This window comes from Sphingobacterium sp. GW821-FHT03E03, from assembly GCF_059420745.1.
In genome coordinates this window covers 1-24,841 of the sequence record NZ_JBWKUH010000029.1, presented here as the reverse complement: position 1 = coordinate 24,841, position 24,841 = coordinate 1, and the positions used below count along the sequence as shown (strand labels likewise).

The following is a 24,841-nucleotide window of genomic DNA, read 5'->3' as shown; positions in this document are numbered from 1 at the left end:
AAAAACATTCGAGAAACTCTGTCTCCTTAGTTTTAATAAAGAGCGTTATAAATCTGTTTTGCGGAACTTATTCTCATTCAACGGATTTCTAGCTTCCTGTATCTTAATACGGTTTCCCGTAACCAGCCCCCATTTAAACAGATACCTTAGTCATAAATAATTTGTAATAATCTTTAAAATTAATATTAACAAATATATTAATTCAAAATAAATAATGTATATTAGACTTAGGTATTAACCTTGCTCGATTTCTGTAGCAATCGCATGCAACTTTTGCAGGCCATCCTTGACCACTGTAGCTACTACAAATATGACGATATGCTGAGCTAAAGGCTATTATTGATAATATGAATCATTTTACTTAAGCAATTGAATAATATTATAAACTCGCAAATTAATGAAAAGTAGACTAATCAAAATATTATTACTCGGAATTTTAGCACTATCCTTTTCGAACATTTATGGACAGTCCGCTGAACCCAATTATGTTCATCCCAAGCAATATCTGCCCTCAAGTCCAGATGTCATGGCATTTAATAGGGTAAGCCATATACCAGTAGGTCTGTATACAGGAAAGCCGAATATTAACATTCCTATTTCAAGTTTGAAACTGCGGGATTATGAATTTCCAATTTCGATAAATTATAATGCCAGTGGAATTAAAGTGGAAGAAGTAGCCGCCAGTGTTGGATTGGGCTGGTCCTTAAATGCTTACGGCAATATATCGGTTGGGGTAAATGGATTTGGAGACTTCCAGAACAACGGTTTTGCGACACTGGCCTCCACAGAGTTTAAGCTGCCTGACAACTATTTAACAAACGTACTTTCTTATAAACCTGAAGAGTATCAAGGAGGTGTTATGTATCGTTTGGGGATGGGGAGCGCAGAAGGGACTATAGACACGCAGCCAGATACCTACTCGTACGCAATAAATGGTTATAGCGGAAAATTTTATTTTGACCAATTTGGCCAACCTCACACCATTCCCTTTAATGGCTTTAAGATCGAACAATCGGGCTTCGGAAATAACATCTCCATTACGGACCTAAAAGGAGTGAAATATACCTTTGCCGAATCCGAATTTTCTGTTCTGGAAAGTAATTGTGGGGCCGGGCCATCATTTCCGAGTCAGACGATGTTACTGACTAAAATTGCTCTACCAACTGGATCAACTATTCAGTTTGAATATGTTGCGTTAACCTATACACAGAGAATTCAGCAGCCATTGAGCCGAAACAGGCCTTTGGGCACGCAAAATTTCGGTTTAGATTGTATCAATACCAATACCGATATGACAGTCAATTCAAAGGTAATCAGTCGGATCATTAGTTCGGATGGGGCAGAGGTCAAATTCTATTATGGAGCAAACCGTAATGATCTCGTAGGGACAAAAGTATTGGATAGGATAGAAACAAAAAAAGCTGATGTGGCCCAGAATACATACTTTTATTATAGCTATTTTGGTTCTGGCGGCGAGTCTATGCGGCTGAAATTGGATAGTGTAAAAAATCATCAAGGCGGAACCTACAGTTTTAAGTATAATGAACAGGTGAACCTGCCAAGTCGATATTCATTTTCTCAGGATCATTGGGGATACTACAATGGCAAGAATAACGCTACCTTGTTGCCTATTGAACCAGAATTTGGATTTACAGCGGGAGCAAATCGCGATGTTGATCCAATATATTTACAGGCAAATATTTTAACCAGAATTGTTTATCCGACCAAAGGATATACCGATTTCGTCTATGAACCAAATGATTACTACACGAAAGATACGACAAGTACTGTATCACACTCTGATCATTATTTAAATAGTCCAAGTACACAAACAATAAATTTCTCGATTCCTCCGGGAGCTACAGTTAACCAATCTTTGCTCAAGATTCAGGTAAGTGGGTCGAGTTCTGGAGGAGGGATAGGTAACGAGCCCGAAGATCCGCAGAATTACATTGTTTCTATTGAGGGAAACAATGGCTTCCAGGCGGATTATACAGCCTATCAGAATCAGACGCTTGGATTGACTCTGACACCTGGGAATTATAGCATGCGGTTTTCCAGTATCGGCACTAGAAATACCAATGTGACACTGAGTTATGATGTGACAACAAAACAGTATTTTGAAGGGAACAGATATGCAGGAGGTCTTCGGTTAAAAAGCCAGACCAGTTATGCCAGCGCTTCGGATCCGACACCATTGGTGGAAAGCTATATATATTCCATTGACGGGAAATCTACCGGTCAAATAAATTATAAACCGAAGTATACCTATCTGATGGAAAAGTATTTTCTAGTCGCCAATACGGACAATTTTGTTCCTCATAAGTTTTATATTCAAAACTCGAACAGTATTGATCCTTTAAACACCTTGCAAGGCGGTAATGTAGGTTATACTTTTGTGTCTAAAGTACAATCAAATGCTTCTAAAAAAATAAGGATAGATTCCGAATTTTCTTATTATAAGGATTATGGCGGACGATATTCTTACCCTCTACCTCCCGTAATCAGCATGGATTGGGCAAATGGATTATTATTGAAAGAAACCTCTTATGTTGATAATAATGGTACATTTTCAGCTGTAAAAGAACTTAGAAATACCTATTCGATTCAAAATGAAGACAGCTTTTGGAATTACCATTTTTCACCTAATACCAAACCATCATTTGATGCTATCCGAGGAATAGGATACGTAATAGCTTATGCTTCGCCTCCTTATATAAATGGCTTAATTAAAAAAAATGCGACTTTTTTTGTCAACGAATATCGAATGATTTCGAAATGGCTCCGTCAGGATTCTGTTATTACAACCATTTTCAATATACCGCATAATGCCAAAACAGAATCAATCATGAGTTATGGAGACCTCTATAATTTTAAGCCAACTCGAATCAAGATCACCAATAGCGAAGGCAAGGTACAGAGTAAGCTGCTATATTATACCTCTAGTATCCCAGATAATCTGAAAACAGCCGAAACAGCCTTGCTAAAAAGCCAACACCGAATGGAACAGTTAGTTTTATCTTCTGATAGTACAGGATTGAATTCAAAGATAGATCAACGATTGGAGTTCAAGAACTATGGAAGCAATAACATCAGGTTAAATAAGGTTTATCAAAAAAATGGCGGAGCCGATGAATATTCATTGCTGGAAATCTCTTTATACGATACTTACGGAAATCCCAGAGAGTTTAAGGATCTAATAAATTCCCCATCAGTCTACCTTTGGGGCTATGGAGGCCAATACCCTGTTGTTGAAATAAAAAATGCGACCTATGCAGAGGTTTCCACCGTGCTTACTCAAGCAGCGATCGATAACCTCAACATATCAACGCACACTGAAACAACGATAGAGACGCTGATCAAGAATGCTGCGGATAAGCTCCGTAGCGACCCGAGACTGGCCAAGGCTATGGTGACCAGCTACACCTATAAACCGTTGGTTGGTATGACCAGCAAGACCGATCCTAGGGGAATAAAAGAGACGTATACGTACGACGGTATGCAACGGCTGCAGGCGATCCTTGATCATCTGAATTATGTGAGCAAGTCCTTTGATTATCATTATAGACCCAATTAAGCCTAACAGTTATGAAAAAGAACTTTTTAACTTTACTGTCATTAGCCACATTGGGATCTGTACAAGGACAGGCCCTGGTGGATAACCTTTCCCTTGTAACCTATGGCAACCAGACCAGCATTCATGCCCTCAAGAGCATTACGCTGAGCAACGGTTTTTACATCCCGGTGCAGCCTGCTGGCAAGACCGTCACGATCAGCATTGCAGGCTTTCAGAACATTGTCAGCACGCCCACAGCAGGGCAGAACTATATCTTGACCAAAACATTTCGAACACCCGGGGTGACGCTGGCCACGCTGAATGCCCAGCGTACCATCGGCGAGGAAAACCAGGTCATTCAGTACTTCGACGGGCTCGGAAGGCCGAGTCAGACGGTGCAGCTGATGGCCAGCCCGAGCTATAAGGATATCGTGCAGCATATCGAGTACGACGGATTTGACAGGGAGAGTACCAAGTATCTTCCACATGTTAAAAATCAGGTGGGAGATGGATCTTTCAAGCCTGCGGCGAAAACCGATCAGCAGGCTTACTATGCTACCTCAAACACCGTATAATCACTTAGGTGAAGTTTCCGATGCTCTTACTGGAATTAAGAATCAAATTCAGAAGCTCAATAAATCAATAAGTACAGATGAATTTACAGGTGATGTTTTAAAAGAGGCAAAAAATTTACGAAAGCATCTTCAAAAAGAAAAAGATCGAGTTCAAGATGTTTTAAATAGAGCCAGAAGAGAAATGAATAATATGTTTTAATATTGTGTAATGAAAAATAAAGATTTATTTATTGATGATTTGATCAAAGTATTCCCAGAAGTGAAGGAAGAAATGCTGGATGAAGATTATAGCTTTTCTATTACATTACAAATGGGACGTCTTAAACGGTATATTCAGAATGCTATAGATGAGAATAACTCAGATATATTTGATTCTATGATAGTTTTTTTTGTAGAAAATTTACCTTTGGTTGATGAGAAGGTGCAAAATGCAATTTTTATTAGCTTTTTAGGGAAATTAGACTTCTCAGGTACACCTAAATTTAAACAGAAGTTAGTCGGGGCCTTAGGAAGAGCTCGTGCTGATTTAGAAAGATACTATAATGAACCAGTAAGTCAAGAAATAGAGAAATTTTTAAGGCAATTTTGATTTACAAGCTTTAGTGATTTTCTTATTAAAAGGGGAGTGTAACACCAACTGTGTCATTGTATTAAAAAAACTTATGACACTGTCTCATAAAGTGTGTAAGTTATAAAAATGCGGAGTTGGAAAGGACTTCGCATTTTTTATTTACTTAACTTTATAAGAGTGTGATTGACAAGGATTCACTATTAAACGACAAGGAGTTCTTAAAGAGTTTTAAGGACGGTTTGGAGCTGCAATCGTTTTTCCGCGAGTTACAGGCACGTGCAGTATCGCAAATGCTTGAAGGAGAAATGGACGGCCACCTTGGCTATGAAAAGCATGAACGCAGTGGTCAGGGTAATTCACGCAACGGACATACGAGCAAAAAGGTCCGTGGCGATCAGGGAGATCTGGAAATTCAGGTTCCCCGAGATCGCGATGGTTCATTCAATCCGATCATTGTCCCTAAACACAAGAACATGATTGACGGAGTGGAGAACGTGATCGTTTCGCTGTATGCCAAAGGCATGAGTGTTTCGGATAAAGAAAATATGATGCGCGATGTGTATGGATTTGACCTTTCTGAATCGACGATTTCCCGGATTACCGACCGTGTGGCGGGTGATGTGATCGCCTGGCAAAACCGCCCGCTGGACAACGTATATCTGATTGTCTGGATGGATGGCATGTTTTTAAGGTCAGATACTCCTGAGATGGTGACCAAGAAACAGAGCACCGAAATTCGCGATTTGATACATTCCCTTCAACCGGAATGTATCATTAATAGACGTTTGGGCAATGGTCTGGGAGATTATACAGTGGTAGAACAGTCCTTGGTATCACAGGCACGGAAAAACTGGGAGGCCTGCATCACCATGAGTGAAAATTGGGGGTATAACAGACATGATAAAGAATGGAAAAGCCCCGAATTATTGGTTCGAAATTTGGTAGAAGTCGTTAGTAAAGGCGGTAATCTATTGCTTAATATTGGCTCTAAGGGTGATGGTACCTGGCCTCAGGAAAGTCTTAACAATCTACGGGCAATAGGTAACTGGATGAAAGTTAATGGCGAAGCACTTTATGGTACCTTTCCGTGGAAAGTAGCTGGGGAGGATCCATCTCCGAAGCAGGTGACCAAAGGGAATCAAAATGACAATGGCACCATGAAAGATGCTGTCAATGATGCGACGCCAAAGGAAATTGTATCTGATGTAAGGTTTACAACAAAAGATAAATACATCTATGTATTTGTGAGGAGCCCCAATACTTCAAGTTTCAGTATTGCAAATATGGCAAAAGGCAAGATCGAAATTGAAAATGTCAAATTATTGGGCAGTTCTAAAAATTAAAATGGAAACAGGATAGCAATTCACTTGAACTTGAATTGCCTGTCGGCAAACAAGGGGAAATACCAGTATATGTATACAAAGTGTCAACTAAATAGCTAATTAATAGTCAATTTCTCCTTATAATAAAATTGCTTACCACTCTTCAGCCAGATAACTTAAGTTATCTGGCTGATTTTCATACTGAATCACACCAAGTAAACATCCCATTTATTTCACGATTATTGTGCTGTATTTTTTTCGGGGGATGTCCAGAAGTTGGCAGGATCAAGCGTAATAACATTGTTTTTTAAATATTTATTGCTGCTTTTGTCAAATCCGCTCGGAATTAAAGAAATGTACTGCAGATCAGCATCGACAGACCTATATCTACTCTCTGTGTTAAACTGGCTCTTATTCGTGCATTGAATCCAATATAAATTCTTGGCCATATAATAGTCCAGGTACCAAGGTTTACTTACTTTGGACTCGGCGTTTAGCCGGAGAGGTTGATTATTTATCAAATGTGCCCTGACTTCTTCAATACTCAGTAAATTGTTGTTGTCGTCCATCACAAATGTACCATGGGAGGGGTCCATCCATAGCCATTTTTTTAAGGTTTCAGAATAGACACTATTGATCACATGGCAGTCAGTATCTTTGTCGTCTTTTGGCATGCATGTAACGTAGCGCGACTTAAATCCCATTGCGAGGTACATTTCATTCAACGTCATCGCTTTATGCCGACAGTTTATACCTTTTCCTGTTGCTTTATGGTAGTTGTAAAAATCAATCGCGTCAAATTCACATAGCGCCCAATTGCTGCCATCATATTTGATATTATTGGCAACAAAAAACATAATATTACGGATTTTAGAAATTTCATCACCATGACCAGCTATCGAGTCTAGTTTGAAAAAATTTTTGACCGCTACTAAATTACCATTGCTTGCTGCTTGGTAGGTAAATGGAGGCAAAGCGGCATTACTTTCCTTAACATATTCTCCTGACCGCTGTAATAAGACCAATTTATCATATTGCTTCAATTGACCGAATGCTTTTACAAATTTATTTTCCTGACGGATATTGTCTAAACTAGTATCATTTAGCACATTATTATAGTCCGTATATCCCCACAAAATAGCCTTTTCAAAACTTGTAATGGCCTGTTTTTTTTGATCAAGCAATGAGTGTAAGCAAGCAAGGTTGTAGTAAATATTCGCATTAATTCCCTTGATAGTTGCTTGGAATTCCTGCTTTTCTTTTTCAGACAGCTGTAAGCTGTCCATTTTTGCCGCAATGGAATTTAATACTGTAGTGGCTTTTTGATAATCCTTTGCCGGATAATAGGAATTATAATCCTGTTCTAATTTCTTAAAGTCTGAAAAGGAACTTATTCCATGTCGCCGAATTTGTTTGCGCAAATGCAGTGGCTGTCAGGAATACGAACAAAAGAAGGTTAAATAATGGTTTCATTGGAGGTTTTTAGTTAAATATCGTTTTATTCATAATCTATTAAATCCGTTGTTAACTATCCGACATATATTCATCAAGTCAATTAATATCTTCGCTAGACAGACAAGGTACTTGCCAAAAAGCTATCATGCTGAAAATAAAAACTTTGAATTAACACAACTGTTCAATACCGGACAATTGCTCTCTAAAAGCGGACACTTTACACAACCTTTAAACTTTTCTACGGTTTCCCGTAAGCAATCAGCTTTATAAGCCACTAGCTTAGCCTTACAAAGTGTGTAATAATCTAGATAGTTAATATTGACAAACATATTAATTCAAAATAAATAATTATATTAGGCTTGGGTATTAACCTTGCCCGATTGAAAAGAGTAAAGCCATGATAGTAACCACTACCAATTCCATCGAAGGGAGGGAGATTTCACGATATAATGATCCAATAGCTGCCAATGTTGTCATCGGCACCCATATCTTTAGCGATATCGGAGCAGTCTATGTAGACTTCTTTGGAGGCCAAGCTGGTAAGTGAAAGCGGCTTATATGCACTGGTGTTCAAAAGTAGGAAGGATTCTGCGTTAAAATTCAGAAAATGGATTACCAAGGAAGTTATACCCTCAATCCGTATTGGTATCCGACTGCATAGTTCCAGGATAGATGTCAATTCAATCCTTCTCGTGTTTTTGTACTATAGCCGTAATTAATTGTCTCATTGCTCTATTACTTATCACTGAACATCTCTTTCATCAATACACAACTGTTTCTTTCTTAATTTTGTTTAGGAGCTTTTCAACCTTTAAACTTAGTATATTTATTGATCGATCAGTTTCATGTTATTGCTTGTATTTCAATTTTTCGGTAGTGGACTTCTTAATGCAGAAAATCCAGCCTACCATGATGCCCATTTTGAGGATTTCAAAGAGCGACTTTCTTATTTTCAACAGGAACTCAGCCGCTCCGGTGTTGACACTACAGACGGATAAGACATTTTGTTATTTTAGCCATGAGTGCTCCCAAAAATGAGTAAGTATTCCTGATTTGCAATATTCTCTTTTTCCTCTTATCTCGTCATAGGAGTATTCAAAGATGTCTTTGACAGAAATTTTGGTCTGTTCCAAATGCTTGATTTTTTGTAGGGTAGCTCGCATCCGAAAAGGCCCAGAGTACTGCGGTGTACCCATTAGTTCCCGTTCTCCCCGTTCAAAAGTTGCTACGATATCTTTTACTAGCTGAAATAAATAAGGATTATACTTATTTGAAGAAAAGTGTTCTGAAGCTAAAGTACCATTTGTCGGATCAATTACAAAATACCCTTTTTCTTCCTTTTGTACTATATGTAAAAACCGGTTTGGATTATTCAAACTGATATCCCAGTCTACATAGTAGCCGCCATAATGGTAAACTAATAGATAACGTGCTATATCTGCTCGCTCTGCGTGATTTCGGGCTGTCAGATATGTATCTACTGCGAACTTATAGTTAGCATTTAAAAAATCCTCAAGTTGTTCCTCGTCCCAATAACATATTTCAAAACCATGATTTTCCATTTCCAACCATGATTTCAGACAATAATGTATTGTATTAGAAGGTATCTCACCTAGTATGATGTGATGAATTATTTTGGGTACATTCATAACTTAAGTATTTAAGATAAAATGATAAATTAGGTTATATCTGTATTGCTTTATATGAGGAGCAAGATAATATCTTCCTTTCAGATGATTTCAACGGATCTTAGTTTCATGTCTATTATACTATCATACGCTTCAGGATCAAAAAGCCTATACTTCTTGTTATACTCTTTTAATCGATTACACAAAGCAAAAATTACCTGTACTTCCTCGGGTACACATCTCTCCCTTAGAAAAGAAATAAAAGCATTTTTGTGTCCACCAATTATTTCTTTAAAGAAAACCAAGTTGTATTGGTAGGCATATTCGGCAAAAGATTGGATTTGCATATCTCTATATTTATATGATATTCTTTCATTATCAAAATTATAATTAAGGTGTATATCATCCAGTTTGTGAAACTTAAAGTTGTTGATTTTACAATCTATCCATAGTTTATAATCTTCACAATGTGTTGCATTTTTATCATAGTACAATTTCATACTTTGTAAATTATCTTTTCTAAGCATGACTGTTGGGTGTGCAATCGGGTTAAAGAAAAGTAATAACAATGTAATGTGAGAGTCGTATAGTACCCCACCCATTTTCCCCTTTTGTTTTGTGAATACAGCTGAGCTAAGGATATCAATGTCTTTGTTTTCTTTTAGATAGGAGTATTGTTCTTCTAGTCGATTCGGTAGCGATATATCATCAGCATCCATTCTAGCTATAATCGGGGCTTGCGAAATATACAGCCCATAATTGAGAGAACGTACTATTCCTCGATTTTTTTTTACTTGTATATTTTTTATGCGTGAGTCTCGAAAAGACGTTATGATATCCTGAGTTGAGTCCGTTGAACCATCATCAATAATTATTAATTCAAAATCCGCAAATGTTTGATTCAATATAGAAGAGATACTTTCTTTGATATATTTACTTGCATTGTATGCTGGCAAGATCACACTTATTTTAGACATAGTTATTCCATATAAAGTTGAAGAATTTTTAATTGTTTAGATAATGTATATTTTATCTCTATTTCATTGTTAATCAACTCTTTTTGTCTCTGTATCGCATTCACCATCTCTAATGTCGTAATTCTACCATATTTATATAATATCTTCTTTTGTTCAAGGATAGTGGCTTCATTGTCTATGTGATTTTTAATTAATAAAATTTGTTGTTGATGATATTTGATAGATTCGATCATATTTGTGAGATATGTATTTATTGAATTATTTTTAATTTCAATATTATCTTTTTGTCGCTCTTCTTCAAGCGCCAAAATTTGACGACTGTATCTGGTCTGACTCTGATCCAATATTGGCAAGCTAAGTCCTAAAAAAATTGTATTACCAATATTATTGTATAAGGTGTTAAAATAGTCAGGAGATTCAGATCCATTTAAAGGTCTAGAATAGTTTGTATTGACATTAAAACTAAGTGAAATCTTTGGATATCTTGCTTTTTTAATATTCTTGATGTTATATTCAATAGCCCTTAGCTTTTCTAATTCAGATAAATAGGATGGATTTCTAGCAATGGCATATTCCGTTATTTTTGCTTCATTGTCAAATATTTCATAAGGTACAGGTATAGAGTCGAATGAAAATTTAATCGAATCATGTACTGAAAGGTTGAAGAAATCAAAGAGATCTCTTTTTTTCTGATTAAATGAATTTCTTAGATTTAGCATCAATGTACTATCCGCAAAAATTTGATTCTCAACCTCAAGCGAATCTAGTATTGTGCGTCTATTTTTCTTTAGAAGCTCAATTACAATACGCTTTCCCTCGGATAACTTTTCTAACGTAATGAGCTGATTTTCAATTTTTTTTTGATCTATAAGTAAGTCACAATATAGATTGATAACTGTCTCCTTTGCCTTTAATAATTCATTTTTGCTGACAAAATCTTTATCGTTGGCCTCGTGAGTCAGTCTTTTTATATTATTACTGGTTTGTCCCCAATCATATATGGGTATATTTGATTGCAATCCTATGTTTTGATATGCTAGACTATTTATATCATATGCATTTGTTGTTGGATTTATTGATCGTCCCGTTAAGAGACCTCCTGACATATTGAAATTTAAAGTCGGAATCCTTTTCGCCTTTTCTCCTTTCAGCTTAATTTTATAAATTAATTTATCGTAGTTCGAGCTTTTTAAAGTTAGAACTTCAGTGGTCATCCTTAAAAAATTATCTAAAGTAATTGTTGTTTGACCAGTAGCAAAGCCGGGTAAAAATATTAAAATTAAAAGTACTGATGTTTTCACTTCCTAATAATATCAATAGCGTTATTAAGTATGTTATCTACTCCCTTGGTCACTTCCTCTTCGGTAAGTGGAACATAGACGTCAGGTTTAATTCCGATACCTTGGGTTTCTCCATGATCTGGGTAAAGTATTCGAATTCCAGTGTACCATAAGCTAAACGTAGGGCTCCCTATTAATGGGATTTTCACAACGTTACCATCTGCCCCCATCGAATTCCGTCCTATTATTGTGATATCATCTGCTCTCTGAGCAGCTCTCAATGCCATAGCTAGAAATTCTGGATTACTTCTTGATGCCTCCGAAATCAACGCCACGATCTTTCTGTTGGGACGGTGATTGCTCCCATCCGTTGTGGTCATATCAGACTCAATTAGACGTTGAGGATAATGAGAGAGCTTTTGTGTTTTTGCAAACAACAGATCCGAAGAAATGAATGATTGTATATCAAATTTACCGTTTGGATAATTTCGTAGATCCAGTATTATTTTTTCACTTTGACTAATCAATGCATTGACAGCGGCTGATGTGTCAATATGTGCTGGATTCAGATAGGTAATACTATCTTCGATAATGTAGATTCCATGATGTTCAATCGACTTTTGAAGGGTTGTATTGTTGTCTTTAAGTTTACTAAAGAGTCGAGAAAGACTAATATCGCCCTTTATTTTTATGTTTTTTTCGATTTTATCCGTGGCATAGACGATATCGATGGAGTCCGATATGGGTACGAGGCTCAAGAATTTTTCTTTATTGACGAAGTACTCATGTACGTCTGACCGAGGGCTACCTATATATGATGCTATTTTTTTGTATAAATCATTTATTGCTATGCCATTTATTTTATGTATGGTGCTGCCTATTTCTATCCCTGTTGTTCTTGAGAATGATTTATCAACATTTGTCACTATAAAATCTTGCTTGAATTTTTTTATATACATCGGAAGGCCTATAACAAAATTCCCATATATGCTGTGCGCAAATTCTATTGGCGATGTTGGTATGGCGCTATGCCCATCTTCAATAGATGCATTCAATGCGAGCAGATTCTTGTTATATTCCATTGATGCCGTTGCCTTGACAAATTGTGGTATCAGTTCTTCTAAAATGGATCCGTTATCAAATTGCCCTGATAGTGTGTACTTATATGGATATAGATATTTTATGATATTGCAATATCTGAATAGGTTTAAAAGTCGTTCGTATACATTGGGCAATACATTTTTGTGTAGTGTTTTCTCTTGGAGTTTTGTATAGACGAAATTATCAGATCGATCTATATATTTGTTCTTAAAAGCAGGAGGATTGTCCACTATCGCTTGTAACCTTTCTTTTTGTGCGGAGGTAAGCAATGAAGCCTTCTTGATCCATGAGTTGTCAAGATTGTCCCATATAAGACTGTCTGATTTTAGAGCCGTGGAATCCCGGTTGGTTTCCGAAGAAGCATAACTCAACAAGATATCTATACTCTGCTTAGGTGTTTCTATATCATCAAATATATTGTACAGTCGATCAAATAGGATCTCATCCCAATCGATATTCTTTTCTGAAATTGACGGTTCGTTATATTTAATAGCGCCCCAGGTTTGGGCCAACTCTGCAAGATTAGATACCATTTCCCGATTTTTGATCTTCGCCGAAAATCTATCTTCCCATTTTCTCAATGTTTTCCCAAATTGTATTTCCGGATGGACCTCGATTTTTGAAAAACTTGAGCTTCCTGAAGCAATAAAAAAGACGGATAGGGAATCGACCTCCGAGTCAAAGGGAATATATAGTTTCGAAGAAATTTTGTCAAATGGTATAGAATTTTTATAATAGAGCGACGTGTATCCTTTATTTCCACCGATAACGATGATTTCAAATTTTGCAGGATTTACAGAGAGAGGGCGCACTTTTTTTAACATTATATCCAGCGTCAGTTGGCCTTTGTCTACTTTTCTCAATTTGTAATATTTCGAATACATAACGCTATCCTGTATATTTCCATTGTCTAAGACTAGATTGCGGTTTTTGAGTACTACCTGTTGTTTTATACCGGTTGCCCAGTCTGATGAATATATGACTTCTTGCGCAAAATTTATATTGTAGATAAATATAAATAGGAGTGTAATGGACAATCTCATATTGTGTTTTTTCTAAATAAATAATATTTTTCAGTTATATAAAATATAGCAAGTTCTTCGAACCTCTGATTCTGATTGAAAAGCCTATTTATAAACATATGAATATGACTTAAAACGAACGAAGAATTGTAATTATTGGATTTTCCATCTAATAAAATAGCTAAGTTTTTTTGATATGACGTAATCGCTGAGTGCGAATCGCATGTTTGCAGGCTATTTAACTTTTCTTTAAATAAATTTTTTAGATGATTTTGTACAATCTTGTTTTTTTTAAATGAAAATTCATGAGCGAAATTGTTGAAGCCGGTCCTATAAATCTCAAATTTTTCATCTTTCCTGAGTTGCATAGCATCTAAAGTCGATTCGATGACTGTAAATGCAAAAACATAAGGATCTATGCTTTCATTATGCTTTAGATACTCCAATACGATTATGCTATTTAGATGGAATATTTTCTCACTTAAGTCTATATCTTGACTTTCATATCGTTCGATCTCTCTCACATACTTATCTGTCATAATGTTATCAATCTTATTATTTTTAATGAAATATTTAAGAGCACCAGATAATATCGACAAAAATTCAAACTGACGGTTTTTAGATTGAAATCTTATCCTAATATGAGGCAGAGGATCATTATATCTGATGAAGAAGAAGGTCTCATCAGCTTTTAGGTAGTTTTTAACTTTTGAATAGATTTTTGTAAGCACTTGGTTTGATATTTTAGTTCTGCAATATACTTTTACATACAGCCAATCTTCACCCAAAAGATAGTCCCTTTTCGCGCTGACTGCTTTTGGCATGTTCAGCGGAACCTCATTAGTATCTTTTCTCTTTAAAACAGGAATAATTATTTCGTTGGTATATATGTTATTTCCGTCATCCAATATCTCTGTGCCCAAAGAATCAAAGACATATTCAGTGAGTTCTACTGTTCGATTCTTTTTGAATTCTTTTTCCAGTACATTGAAGCAAATTTCGATATCAGTATTTATGACTAGGAAATTATCGTGTTTTTTCAATAGAAATACATTGGAAATGCAATATTTTTCCATCAATAGGATAAAGCTATCTTTAAAATCTAAATTTAGTTCTTTCTGTTGATTGGTTATTTCCTCTTGCGTTATCAACCATCTTGCTGAGGAGAGGATTAAATTTTCATAAGTAACTCTAGGTAAAAAGGTTTCCTCCATTAGCAGTCGTGGCCACTTCCAAAGGTTAATCATTGGGGAGTTTTGATTTTGTATTTCACAAAGAAAATGATATATCTCCAAACTTTTATTTGTAAAATTATGTGCGGAAGAAAGCCTGGGAATCACTCTCTTATTATGTCTTTTCGAGAACAAGATTACTTCATTTTTTTCCATACAGATATAGAGATCAGTAATGGAAATCCTTTTTTCTAGATTGATGCTGCTATTGGCTAAGAATTCTATTTCCCAATCTAATAGATGTGGACGAGATAAAACATTACCTATTCTGGATTCGGGTAAGTGAGCAATTTCGGCGTAGATAGTACCTTCTTGCTCATGAGGAGATAATTTATCCTTCACCAAGTTTTCGAGATCTTGGTCGGCATGGCAGAATCGACCAATTAAGTTCGTTGTCGAGATAGGTAAACTGATAATATTGAATTTCTCACCGTGCAAGTTGCCCATTAAGGAGAAATTATCCGGAAGAGGGTTCATCCTATGTGACTGAAAATCATCTTTCGTGAGTACAATCTCTTTATTTTCATTAATTAAATATTGTTTATAATGTTTGAAGGCTAATTTCTCAATTTCTGAAAGATTATTTTGAATGTTTTTCTCGGAGAAATGCCTTGTATCATGGTGTAAATCCCTGTATCCGAGACCATTTTCTTTATCAAACACATCCACTAATCGCACAGCTTGCTTATCATACTTTTCGTAAAAAGCTCGTTTGAAAGATTTTAAGTATTGTGATTCATAAGTCTCATGCTTGGTGAAATTATTGACAATTTGAATATTGTCAATAATGCTATTTACTAAATCATGTGGTAATGATAAGTTTTCATTCTTTTCAATTGTATCAACCTGAAATAAAACACTGTCTTTAGTTAAATCGTCCGTTTCTAGAAATGACTTAATCAGTCTATGTATTGTTAAATAATGTTCGATTGGATCAATAGAATCACGCGACAATTGTAATTTTTGGTCTATATTTAGGATGAGCTGTTGTAGATTTCTTATTTCATCGGTTGAAGGCTTTATCTTTCCTATGATATCTTTCAATATATAAAAAAATTCGTTTCCGGTGACATTGGGTTCAATGTTAGAGAGTAAAATGCTATTATCTATTAAATCATTGATATACACTACAACTTCTTCCTTATCGAAATCATGTAAAGACAATACATATTCAATGATTTGATCTATTGACTTATGGTCTCGACAGAATGATATGATTTTTAAAATAATCTGATTGTTTTCTGTTCCACTTAAGTGAAATGTTCTATGTCCATTCGGTGAATATTTATATTCAAAATATTTTAAACTGCCATTGGCTTTATAAATGGATGAGTTCGACCTGTATTTTAAATTTAGTCTTATTGAAGGTAATAAGGATATTTTCTTTGAAAGCCTGCATAATATATCCATATCCAATCTTAGATGCTTAATGTATTTCTGCTTATCTATATTTAGATCTTTCGCATCAGATATCGTACCGATCGAACAGGACGAAAATAATCCAAATGGTGTACATCTATTTGAAGCTCTATTTATATATTTAAATAGTGAAATCAGCAATTTTTCATGCTTATCTCTCGATAACTTTACATCGTCCTTTTTTATTCTCATTAATTCGTTATAAAGAGGGGGAGATGCTAGGTATAAAGCCTCTAGAAAAGTATCACTTAGAGAATCTACTATTTTATTTATGTCACCTCCATAAGAAAAATCAGTTTTCTCTATAAAGGAGATGGGAAGTAAAGGCGTTCTTAGTATGAAGAACGGTGTAATATAATTATGTTGTAACATAGTTTAGATAAGTATAGAGGATTCCCAATTCAATTTCCCTTTGTCAAATCTGCTAAGTAAGCTTAGGCCCACTCCAGAGATTCCATCCAATAGAGAGAAGCTATCTACGTATCCGTTGTCATTTGTCCATTTTGTTTCTCCAGTAATTAAACTGGATTTTTGATTCATCATACTTAAACCTATTTTTAACCATTTGTTTGAACATTCTAGGAAGCTATTTTCCATTGTTCTTTGATAGAAAATATAGAAAATATGGGCAATGCCAGCTGCGCCATGACATATCCCCGCATCTCTAATAGATGAGTTTTCAATGGTTCTATCTGTCGAGTGCTTTAAAATATTCAAAGCTTCCTTCCGTAGATTCTCATCCTTCAATCTGACAGCTGCATTCCATATAGAGATTGCAACCCCCAGATCTCCATAACACCATCCTAGACGACTATTAGTTGAATAGTTGTTAGAATTTAAGTTCGCTGTGTATGGAAAAATAGAGGTATAGTTATCATTATTTTTATATTGCAATAGCGTTTTTGCGATTTTACTTATTATTTCGGCTTGATGTTTTTGATCTTTTTCAGAATTTATCTTGCATAATACTGAGAGTATGGCAGGTGTCCCATGAGACAAACCCAGATTTATAGTCTGTGGCTCAATCTTTTTTTCCTCAAATTGATAGTGTTCCCAAAAAAAACGATCATCATCGTAATAAGCTTTTTCAAAAAGGGAGGACATCATCTTTTTTTGTATAGTTGCTGATCGCTTTCCTTCTCTATGCGACATATAGTAGAGTGCACCAGAAGCACCATGCAAGAAATCATGATAGTCTATACTGATGGTTCTATTGAAAAAGTTAAGGGCGATTTCATCTAAATCACTCAAATCAAATTCATTTATCCATAATCCTTTGTTATCCATATAGGTATACAACCATCCTGTACCCAAAATTCCTGAACAGAACGATACAGTGGATGTTATTTCCTCAGAATACGATATATTTTTTTGAGTAAGCCTATCCATTATTTCCTTAGAAAGAAGTAATGCCTGTTTGTCATGAAATAAGCTCCCATAGTGAAGTAAAAAAATGGATATACCAGCACTATTTAATAAAGCTCCATTATCCAAAGGAATATTATGAAGATTAGAAATAATTATCTTTTTTACGTCTAAGATTGATTTTTCAAGAAGTTTTCGATGTGCTGATGTAGTCATAAAACTCTATTGTTTTAAGGGTTGTAAAATTTATATTCATTAATTCGTTCTTGTAATCATAAGTTTTTTCCACCAATTCCTTTCTGATATTTTCGTTTTTAAAAAGGGTTTGTATATTGCTGGTTAACTTACCCATATCAATTGTTCTCGTATTATTATCATCGTTTATTGGTGTTTTTAACACTTGATCATCTTTGAAAACTTTGAAGCCATTAATATCTGTTAGAATAAGTGGAATATCATTATGGATCATTTCAACTACTGCAAGACTTGATTGCTCTGAAAATGAGGGAAGAATTCCGATATCTGCAATTTTATAATATTCGGCCAATTCGTCTCTATTCACATAACCAGTAAAGAGTACATTGTTTAGGCTTTTTTTTGATTTTTTAAGAATTTCATGGAAATTGCCAGATCCAACAACAATAAGTTTCTTCGATGGATCACCTTTGGCAAATTTTATAAAAGCCTCAACTAGATCATAGATTCCTTTCGATTTTTCCAGTCGTCCAACAAAAATTGCTATGAAATCGTCTCGATGGAAACCCAGTTGCTTTTTTAAAATATGTTTTGATTTCCTGCTGGGTTTCCATTGTATACCATTATATATGACAGTGGATTTTGAACTTGGGAACAAAAAGTATGTATTTGCAATTTTTTTTGTCTCCTCTGATAAAAAAATACAACCGTCTATTATAGAATACATCTCTCTGTCAATCTTTCCTAAGTAATTTAATGTATAGTTCTGATCAGACGATGCTGTCGTTAAACTCGTATGTTGTGTTAATACAATCTTAAAACCCGACTGCTTTGCTATTCTGGCCAGATCTATGTCACAAGTTAGATTTAGATGAAATATCCCGCTTTCAATATTTGAGTTCAAAAGAATTGAATTGAAAATTATTTGTGCAGATGAAGAATTGATATTGGAGTAGGATCCTTTTAAAGTGATTTTAATAGTTGTAAAATGGTTTTTTGTAACCTCAATTTCACCTTTATCTGCATATCCCACTTCTACATATATCAAATTGATACAATTTTGTTTGGCTAGCGCTTTTGTTAAATACTCTACATAAGCACCTATTCCATATGCTTTGCTAATACCTTGCGAGTTAACCAATATGATATTTTGCATGTCCGTTTATTAATAATTTTTGTAAAAGCATGATATCTAGATCCATTTTTTTATTGCTTAATTTTTGCATGATGATGCTTAGATCATCTTCATTTTTTATAATTTTATTTTTCTCTCCATAGATAAAATTGAATATGTCATTCGGAATTGATTTTAACTTTTTACTCTTTAACTTACTAAATGTGGAAAGCAAGATATCTTTACGGTTCCGTTTGTAGGCAATGATGCTGATGAAAATAAGGTAAATGCTATCATTGAACGTGTTGTACTTATCATTGAATGTTTGAATGTAATGAACATAGTTGGTCGAATTTATTGTTTCATTCTTCAATTGAATCAATAATAGAAGTAGACATGGTTTATGATTTTCTATAACGATGGGTCCTTTAGTGTAGGTCGCGTCAACCAGAAAATCTAAATTTTGATGTTCATACAAATAAGTTTGCCCTTTAGATTTAGAAGGTATGGTGCCTAATGTGCTTACTAATTCATCTATCTCTAGATCGATATCTGTTAGAGATGTAATACAGATTGAATAGTCTATTATGAAATATAGTTCAGAGTATTTTTTTCTTGCATATGAGAACTTAAGAGTTTCTTTAAGTAGTGCGATTGCAAAATCCAAGCTTTGGATGTTCTCCGTCAGAATATATGAAGAAAATAAGAAATGACAAACATGTAATTTTGATTTTATATTGTTCTCTAAAAAAACATTTGTTACTAACTGGTTTATTGTCTTTATTACTTTATTTTTCATCTTGGCCTTTTACTAGACTTGTTATTATTCTTTCAAATAGACTTTTATTATCCGAAGTGACGACCACCTCCGCCCTTAAGTTTTCTTTGTATTGTAATTTTTTACCTAAGCTGGTAGTTAAGCCATTAGCAATATACACGCTACTCATGGCTCCGCTGTCAGTTACGACTTCAGATAAACTGACTATTTTCCCAGAAAGTACCCCATACTCCTTATAAGGGTAGGCATCCAATCGAATCTCTACTGGTGTATTTTTCTTGATTTTCGTAAGAGAGGTCTGTTTGAAGTAGCACTTAAGTAAAAAACCAGATTGTTTTGGAATGATGTAGCCAATATTACTATTTTTCATTATTCGATCGCCAACTTGAAGCAAAGGATTGAGTTCAACTATACCATTTTGTGAGGCAGGGACTGTGCTGCTAATAATCCATTTTTTGATAGCATTTTTCACAGTGATAAATGAATTGACTAGGTTTAAATAGGCTTGCTCATCGTTGTTTTGGAGATCGGATAGTCTACTCGCTGCCGAGGTTTCCGATAGATCGGAGTTTAATAGCCTGTCTTTCGCCGTACTCACCGATATGTTTTTAGCTGTTTTTTGGCTTTTGTATGACACATATTGATCGTAAGTGATAAGTCTATTACGGTATAAAAATTCTTCGTCTTCATTTTTATTTGTACTATCGGCCTGAAGTTCTTGTAGTTCACTTTTAACTATATTCCTTCTTTTAGTAGAGATATTCTGCTCTAAAGCTGTGATTTTTTTCGCTTTCTCATTGTAATAATTTGTCTGTTGATACTTCCCTAAATCGTTCAAGAATAATTTATAATCTTGGAAAATTTCACTTCCTTCTATTTGTTCCAAATATGAATACAACAAATTATAGTCTGCAATTGTAATTCTCTTTTCCATTATCTTTCGGCCTATAGTAAATCTTAGGGTTCGGTCAATTGCTAATATTGTGTCCTTATGGATAGGGGATTGAAGCCATATCAATGGATCACCTACTGTTACAGTGTCATTATCTTTTTTAACAAATTGATAAATGATGCCATCTTTGTCTGAGGTTATAGGTTTAATGGAGTTTTGATTTGACAAATGAGCCTGTTGTACTATTTTATCTGGATATCGAACAAATATGGACGAAAAAAGCAATATTATACAAATGGTAACGATTATATAAATGCCGTTTCTTTCCAAGAATCCAGGGCTCCTATGGACAAATTCCAATACTTCGTCTGATGCTTGATTATGATGAAACTTTTTCTTCATTTGATACTTCCAATTGTTCCTTTATAAGATGCCAATATTTGGCTTTCTTTTGCAATAGTTCATTGTGTGTGCCAGATTCCATTATCTCCCCATCATCTAAAACAATTATTAAATCTGCATTTTTGATCGTACTTAGCCTATGCGAAATAATGATCGTTGTTTTATTGTAGGAGTATGTCTTGATATTCTGTATTATTTCATTCTCATTTTTAGAATCAAGAGAGTTTGTGGGTTCATCTAAAAATAGAAACTGAGGATCTTTGTATAGCGAACGAGCTATTAAGATCCTTTGCCTTTGACCTTGACTCAATCCGATACCCTCAGTTCCAATGGTAGAATGTATCCCTTTTGGTTGGTCCATTACAAAATCATGTATATTTGCAATTTTGCAACAGTCCATTGCTCTTTCAATATTTGGGTCAATATCACCCAATGCAATATTATTGAGTATGGTCTCGTTAAAGATGAAGCCATTGTGTGTAACGAAACCTGAATAATCTCTCCATAACATCGGAGAGATTTTATGAAATGGGATGTCCTCTAAATAGATTTCTCCTTCGTACTCAGAGTATGATCTCATTAATATTTTGAGTAGAGTAGACTTTCCACAGCCGCTCGACCCAATTATGGCTGTAGTCTTCCTTAAAGGTATTTCAAGGCTGATATTTTTTAATACGCATTTATCTTGTCCAGGGTATTTAAAATGTAAATCTTTTATTTTAATGTGGCCATCGGTACGTATTAATTGATTTTCAATGGTTATAGGTGAAAAATTATATTCTTCTTTTATCGTATGTATGTCATTTAAACGTTCTAAGCTGATTTTAGTATCTTGCGTTTGTTGGACAAATCCTAGAAAAGCGGATAAAGGACCACTAAGCTGACCGATTATAAATTGAACAGATATCATTGTTCCGAATGATATTTCCCCATCTATCACTTGCTTAGCGACAAGTAAGCTTATTGTGATATTCTTGATATGTGTTATAAGTAATGCTCCACTGGATTGGATCTGGTTATAGTCAATTGTTTTAAAAACAAAGTTGAATGTGTCAATCTGTAATTTTTCCCATTGCCATCTTTTCGAAAGTTCTGCATTATTCAGTTTGATGTCCTGCATCCCTTCAATGAATTGGATGATGTTGTTCTGATTTCTAGAGCCAATTTCGAAACTCTGATAATTCAACTTTCTTCTTATCCCCATGAATGCCCATATCCAAAGTAGATAAAATGCATGCCCGATGATAAAGATGATGAACAATGTATAGTTAAAGGAGAGAAGTATAACTGTATACAAACAGAATGTTACGATTGAGGTAACTAAGTTTAACGATGTATTGGTAATAAAAGATTGGATGACACTATGGTCCCCCAATCTTTTTAGTGTATCGCCGGTATGGTATTTGTCAAAATATGATATCGGCAAAAGAGTCAACTTTTTCCAGAAGTCAGATAAAATGGAGATATTTAAAATGTTGGACATTCTGGTCGATATCCTGGTATTGATGAATCCTACGATAGTAGAACTAATGGTTAAGACAATTTGGGCTATTGTGATTAATATTATGAAATTGAAATCGCGACCTTCAATACCAATATCTACTGTACTTTTCATAATAAAAGGGGTAACCCCTTGTACAAAAAGAGCGAATACGAACGATGTCAATATCGTGTAAATCTGTTTCTTACAATTTCTTAGATACTGAAAATAAAAAGCAAGTTTCACCTTTCGGTCATTCTCTAATACCTGTGTTTCATAGAATTTTGGCGTGGTTTCTATCAAAATAGCATGGCCATTAAATTCTTCAGAAATAGCCCATCCCTCTAAAAATTCATCTTTTGAGTACACTAGCCGCCCTACAGCAGGGTCTATAACCTTAATCCTATCTGAATTTGATATTTTTTCAAGCACAACATAATGATTGCCCTTCCAGTGTAATATGGTAGGTTGAGTAATCGATTTTAAGGCATCAAAAGAAATTCGTACCGCTCTTGCTTTTAAATGTAGTTCTTCTGCTAAATGACATAATGAAAAAAAGGAAGTTCCAGACTTTGTATACCCTGATTTCTCTTTTAAGAATGACAGATCGTAATTTTTTCCGAAATAATTTGCAATTATCCGAATACAGGTTTGTCCGCAATCACTGGAATTTAACTGAAGAATAGGCTTTATGCTTTTCACAAATATGCATTATAGATATAACTTACTTAGGACAGCCGCAGGTGGCTTTCAGACAGGTTTGATCTCCGTATGTTTTAACTACACATGTATCAGTACAATTGCCGAACGTACACTCATGATCGGTATGACACATTTCCATAGCAGTCATATAGCAGGTGGCTACCGCAGGATTTGATTCTGGATTACAACCTCCCCTATAAAAAGAAAGACAATCTGAACCTGTATCTCCGTAGGTGTCTTCACATGTATCTTTACCTTGACAGGTCACCGTACAATTGGGCCCTACTGTGGGGGCAAGTCCACCAACCAATCTTCTTTGCTCTTCTTTGGTCAAATCAGCAATATCTTGCTTAGTGAATTTTAAGATTTTTTTTGATTTCATTTTTTTTTGATTTAGAAATGGTAAATAATTAAAGCTATTCATTAATAGCTGAGTATTAGCATGTGCATGTCACTTCGTGATACGATCTCGGGCACCCAAATTCAGTACAGTTTGCATAGGTGCATTCGCGATCTGTATGGCACCATTTTTGAATACTTGGAACACAGGTTGCGGCGTCCGGTTCTGATTCAGGTGAGCAAGGACCCGTTCCGCCATAAAAACTGGGACACCAATCTGTGACACCATAACACAATACAAATGTCAGATCATCACAGGTATCTTTGCCTTTGCATGTAATAGTACAATTACCTCCTACAGTTCCACCATCTCCACCAATTACTTGTTTTTGCTCTTCCTTTGTTAAATCAGCAATATCTTGCTTGTTGAACTTTAAAATTTTTTTTGCTTTCATATTTATTATAATAAATTTGGTCGGTTAACACGCACATGAGGCATCACGATACGTATTGGGGCATGTATCAGTGCATAATCCATAGGTGCATTCCTGATCCGTATGGCACTGTTGAAGAGCTGACATCCCGCAGGTAATATTCTTATAATGTGAAGCGGGATCACATTCGAATCCACCATAGCGACTTAGGCAACCATCAGTGACATAATCAACTGTCCAGCATTCGTTGGGCCCCTCGCAAGTATTGGTACAATTGGGACCTATTGTTGGAGCAAGTCCGCCTATTACTTTTTTCTGCTCCTCATTTGTCAAATCAGCAATGTCTTGCTTATTGAATTTTAAGACTTTTTTTGATTTCATGTTTGTAAATGATTATTAATTTAAAGTGTTAACAATATCATTCTGTTTATACTAAATGAATTCCCAAAAAAAATAAAATCATGCCTTCTAATGAATTTTAGAAGATTTTTGAAAAAATTAATCGGTTCAATAGCATTTGAATGTCATACATTGATACCCATTTTCTGTTTCGGGAGCACATGGATAGGGATCACATCCAGTTGGAGCGGTAATATTAAAGCATTCTCCATACGCTACACAGGTTATAGTACCACAGTTTTCAGACTCACCGCAGATGATGGTTGGGGTCTGACCCCCAATTACCTTTTTCTGTTCTTCTTTTGTTAAATTGGCAATGTCTTGCCGAGTGAAGGTTAACTTTTTTTTTCTGATCATAATAACTGAAGTTCAATTAAGTTTTTATCTTTATAAGATCTTACTTCGCGCGAAAAAAATCAGTATTGGCTAAAAAAAATGGCAAATATCCTCGATATTAAATAACTATTTTTAGTTTCAAATAAGCAGAAACATCTATTTTGTAAAAGTTTATAATTGCAATATCTTAAAGTTAAAATCATTTTTTGAGTAATGCAAATTTTTTTTAACTAAATTGCCTCAAGAGATACTTTACTTGAAAAAATT

23 protein-coding genes and 1 pseudogene are annotated in these 24,841 nt (G+C 35.0%); 8 read left to right on the top strand and 16 right to left on the bottom strand.

What is annotated here, in order from left to right; translation table 11 throughout:
- The first annotated feature begins 397 nt into the window (after positions 1-397).
- From AC07UV_RS21995 to AC07UV_RS21975, 5 genes are all read left to right on the top strand, one after another.
- Positions 398-3,577, top strand: a complete 3,180-nt coding sequence (locus AC07UV_RS21995) for a hypothetical protein (RefSeq protein WP_495185307.1) — start codon at positions 398-400, stop codon at positions 3,575-3,577.
- Positions 3,578-3,588: 11 nt separating this feature from the next.
- Positions 3,589-4,131, top strand: a complete 543-nt coding sequence (locus AC07UV_RS21990) for a DUF6443 domain-containing protein (protein ID WP_495185306.1) — start codon at positions 3,589-3,591, stop codon at positions 4,129-4,131.
- The gene (locus AC07UV_RS21985) at positions 4,109-4,330 is read left to right on the top strand and encodes a polymorphic toxin type 28 domain-containing protein (RefSeq protein ID WP_495185305.1); all 222 of its coding nucleotides are present in this window, start codon (positions 4,109-4,111) and stop codon (positions 4,328-4,330) included. Before AC07UV_RS21990 ends, AC07UV_RS21985 begins: the two co-directional genes overlap by 23 nt.
- Before the next feature lie 9 nt (positions 4,331-4,339).
- Complete coding sequence (locus tag AC07UV_RS21980) at positions 4,340-4,720, top strand: DUF7674 family protein (RefSeq protein WP_495185304.1); 381 nt, start codon at positions 4,340-4,342, stop codon at positions 4,718-4,720.
- Between the two features lie 161 nt (positions 4,721-4,881).
- The gene (locus AC07UV_RS21975) at positions 4,882-6,045 is read left to right on the top strand and encodes a transposase (RefSeq protein ID WP_495185303.1); all 1,164 of its coding nucleotides are present in this window, start codon (positions 4,882-4,884) and stop codon (positions 6,043-6,045) included.
- A 218-nt stretch (positions 6,046-6,263) separates the two neighbouring features.
- Here AC07UV_RS21975 and AC07UV_RS21970 read toward each other — a convergent pair whose 3' ends face one another.
- Positions 6,264-7,445 (bottom strand): transglutaminase-like domain-containing protein, encoded by a 1,182-nt coding sequence (locus AC07UV_RS21970; protein ID WP_495185302.1) that lies wholly within the window; start codon positions 7,443-7,445, stop codon positions 6,264-6,266.
- Between the two features lie 431 nt (positions 7,446-7,876).
- Here AC07UV_RS21970 and AC07UV_RS21965 point away from each other — a divergent pair, with 431 nt between their 5' ends.
- The 3 genes from AC07UV_RS21965 to AC07UV_RS21955 all read left to right on the top strand — a co-directional run bounded on the left by AC07UV_RS21965 (position 7,877) and on the right by AC07UV_RS21955 (position 8,477).
- Positions 7,877-8,026, top strand: coding sequence for a heavy metal-binding domain-containing protein (locus tag AC07UV_RS21965; RefSeq protein WP_495185301.1), 150 nt, complete (start codon positions 7,877-7,879; stop codon positions 8,024-8,026).
- Positions 8,027-8,045: 19 nt separating this feature from the next.
- Positions 8,046-8,198, top strand: a complete 153-nt coding sequence (locus AC07UV_RS21960) for a hypothetical protein (protein ID WP_495185351.1) — start codon at positions 8,046-8,048, stop codon at positions 8,196-8,198.
- 126 nt (positions 8,199-8,324) lie between these two features.
- Positions 8,325-8,477, top strand: a complete 153-nt coding sequence (locus tag AC07UV_RS21955) for a hypothetical protein (protein WP_495185300.1) — start codon at positions 8,325-8,327, stop codon at positions 8,475-8,477.
- 9 nt (positions 8,478-8,486) lie between these two features.
- On the opposite strand, the gene AC07UV_RS21950 is transcribed toward AC07UV_RS21955, so the two are convergent.
- The 15 genes and pseudogenes from AC07UV_RS21950 to AC07UV_RS21880 all read right to left on the bottom strand — a co-directional run bounded on the left by AC07UV_RS21950 (position 8,487) and on the right by AC07UV_RS21880 (position 24,595).
- On the bottom strand, positions 8,487-9,128 hold the full coding sequence (locus AC07UV_RS21950) for a glycosyltransferase family 32 protein (protein WP_495185299.1): 642 nt from the start codon (positions 9,126-9,128) through the stop codon (positions 8,487-8,489).
- An 80-nt stretch (positions 9,129-9,208) separates the two neighbouring features.
- Positions 9,209-10,084, bottom strand: coding sequence for a glycosyltransferase family 2 protein (locus AC07UV_RS21945; protein ID WP_495185298.1), 876 nt, complete (start codon positions 10,082-10,084; stop codon positions 9,209-9,211).
- Positions 10,085-10,086: 2 nt separating this feature from the next.
- On the bottom strand, positions 10,087-11,385 hold the full coding sequence (locus tag AC07UV_RS21940) for a TolC family protein (RefSeq protein WP_495185297.1): 1,299 nt from the start codon (positions 11,383-11,385) through the stop codon (positions 10,087-10,089).
- The gene (locus tag AC07UV_RS21935) at positions 11,382-13,508 is read right to left on the bottom strand and encodes a S41 family peptidase (RefSeq protein WP_495185296.1); all 2,127 of its coding nucleotides are present in this window, start codon (positions 13,506-13,508) and stop codon (positions 11,382-11,384) included. Before AC07UV_RS21935 ends, AC07UV_RS21940 begins: the two co-directional genes overlap by 4 nt.
- Complete coding sequence (locus AC07UV_RS21930) at positions 13,505-16,510, bottom strand: lantibiotic dehydratase (RefSeq protein ID WP_495185295.1); 3,006 nt, start codon at positions 16,508-16,510, stop codon at positions 13,505-13,507. Before AC07UV_RS21930 ends, AC07UV_RS21935 begins: the two co-directional genes overlap by 4 nt.
- A 3-nt stretch (positions 16,511-16,513) precedes the next feature.
- Positions 16,514-17,719: a lanthionine synthetase LanC family protein gene (locus AC07UV_RS21925; protein WP_495185294.1), complete on the bottom strand. Its 1,206-nt coding sequence runs from the start codon at positions 17,717-17,719 to the stop codon at positions 16,514-16,516.
- Positions 17,688-18,854, bottom strand: a complete 1,167-nt coding sequence (locus tag AC07UV_RS21920) for a glycosyltransferase family 4 protein (RefSeq protein ID WP_495185293.1) — start codon at positions 18,852-18,854, stop codon at positions 17,688-17,690. The genes AC07UV_RS21925 and AC07UV_RS21920 overlap by 32 nt, the downstream gene beginning before the upstream one ends.
- Positions 18,832-19,611, bottom strand: coding sequence for a hypothetical protein (locus AC07UV_RS21915; protein WP_495185292.1), 780 nt, complete (start codon positions 19,609-19,611; stop codon positions 18,832-18,834). Before AC07UV_RS21915 ends, AC07UV_RS21920 begins: the two co-directional genes overlap by 23 nt.
- Positions 19,601-20,884 carry an HlyD family secretion protein gene (locus AC07UV_RS21910; protein ID WP_495185291.1) on the bottom strand — a complete coding sequence of 428 codons (1,284 nt, stop codon included), beginning with the start codon at positions 20,882-20,884 and terminating at the stop codon, positions 19,601-19,603. The genes AC07UV_RS21915 and AC07UV_RS21910 overlap by 11 nt, the downstream gene beginning before the upstream one ends.
- Positions 20,862-23,066 carry a peptidase domain-containing ABC transporter gene (locus tag AC07UV_RS21905; RefSeq protein WP_495185290.1) on the bottom strand — a complete coding sequence of 735 codons (2,205 nt, stop codon included), beginning with the start codon at positions 23,064-23,066 and terminating at the stop codon, positions 20,862-20,864. Before AC07UV_RS21905 ends, AC07UV_RS21910 begins: the two co-directional genes overlap by 23 nt.
- A gap of 22 nt (positions 23,067-23,088) precedes the next feature.
- Positions 23,089-23,490 carry a hypothetical protein gene (locus AC07UV_RS21900; protein ID WP_495185289.1) on the bottom strand — a complete coding sequence of 134 codons (402 nt, stop codon included), beginning with the start codon at positions 23,488-23,490 and terminating at the stop codon, positions 23,089-23,091.
- A gap of 27 nt (positions 23,491-23,517) precedes the next feature.
- A complete protein-coding gene (locus AC07UV_RS21895) occupies positions 23,518-23,694 on the bottom strand; it encodes a hypothetical protein (protein ID WP_495185352.1) in 177 nt (58 codons plus the stop codon).
- Between the two features lie 94 nt (positions 23,695-23,788).
- Positions 23,789-23,860: pseudogene (locus AC07UV_RS21890) on the bottom strand (hypothetical protein); the annotation flags it as partial.
- Between the two features lie 24 nt (positions 23,861-23,884).
- A complete protein-coding gene (locus tag AC07UV_RS21885) occupies positions 23,885-24,220 on the bottom strand; it encodes a class I lanthipeptide (RefSeq protein WP_495185288.1) in 336 nt (111 codons plus the stop codon).
- 126 nt (positions 24,221-24,346) lie between these two features.
- Complete coding sequence (locus AC07UV_RS21880) at positions 24,347-24,595, bottom strand: class I lanthipeptide (protein ID WP_495185287.1); 249 nt, start codon at positions 24,593-24,595, stop codon at positions 24,347-24,349.
- Between the last annotated feature and the right edge of the window lie 246 nt (positions 24,596-24,841).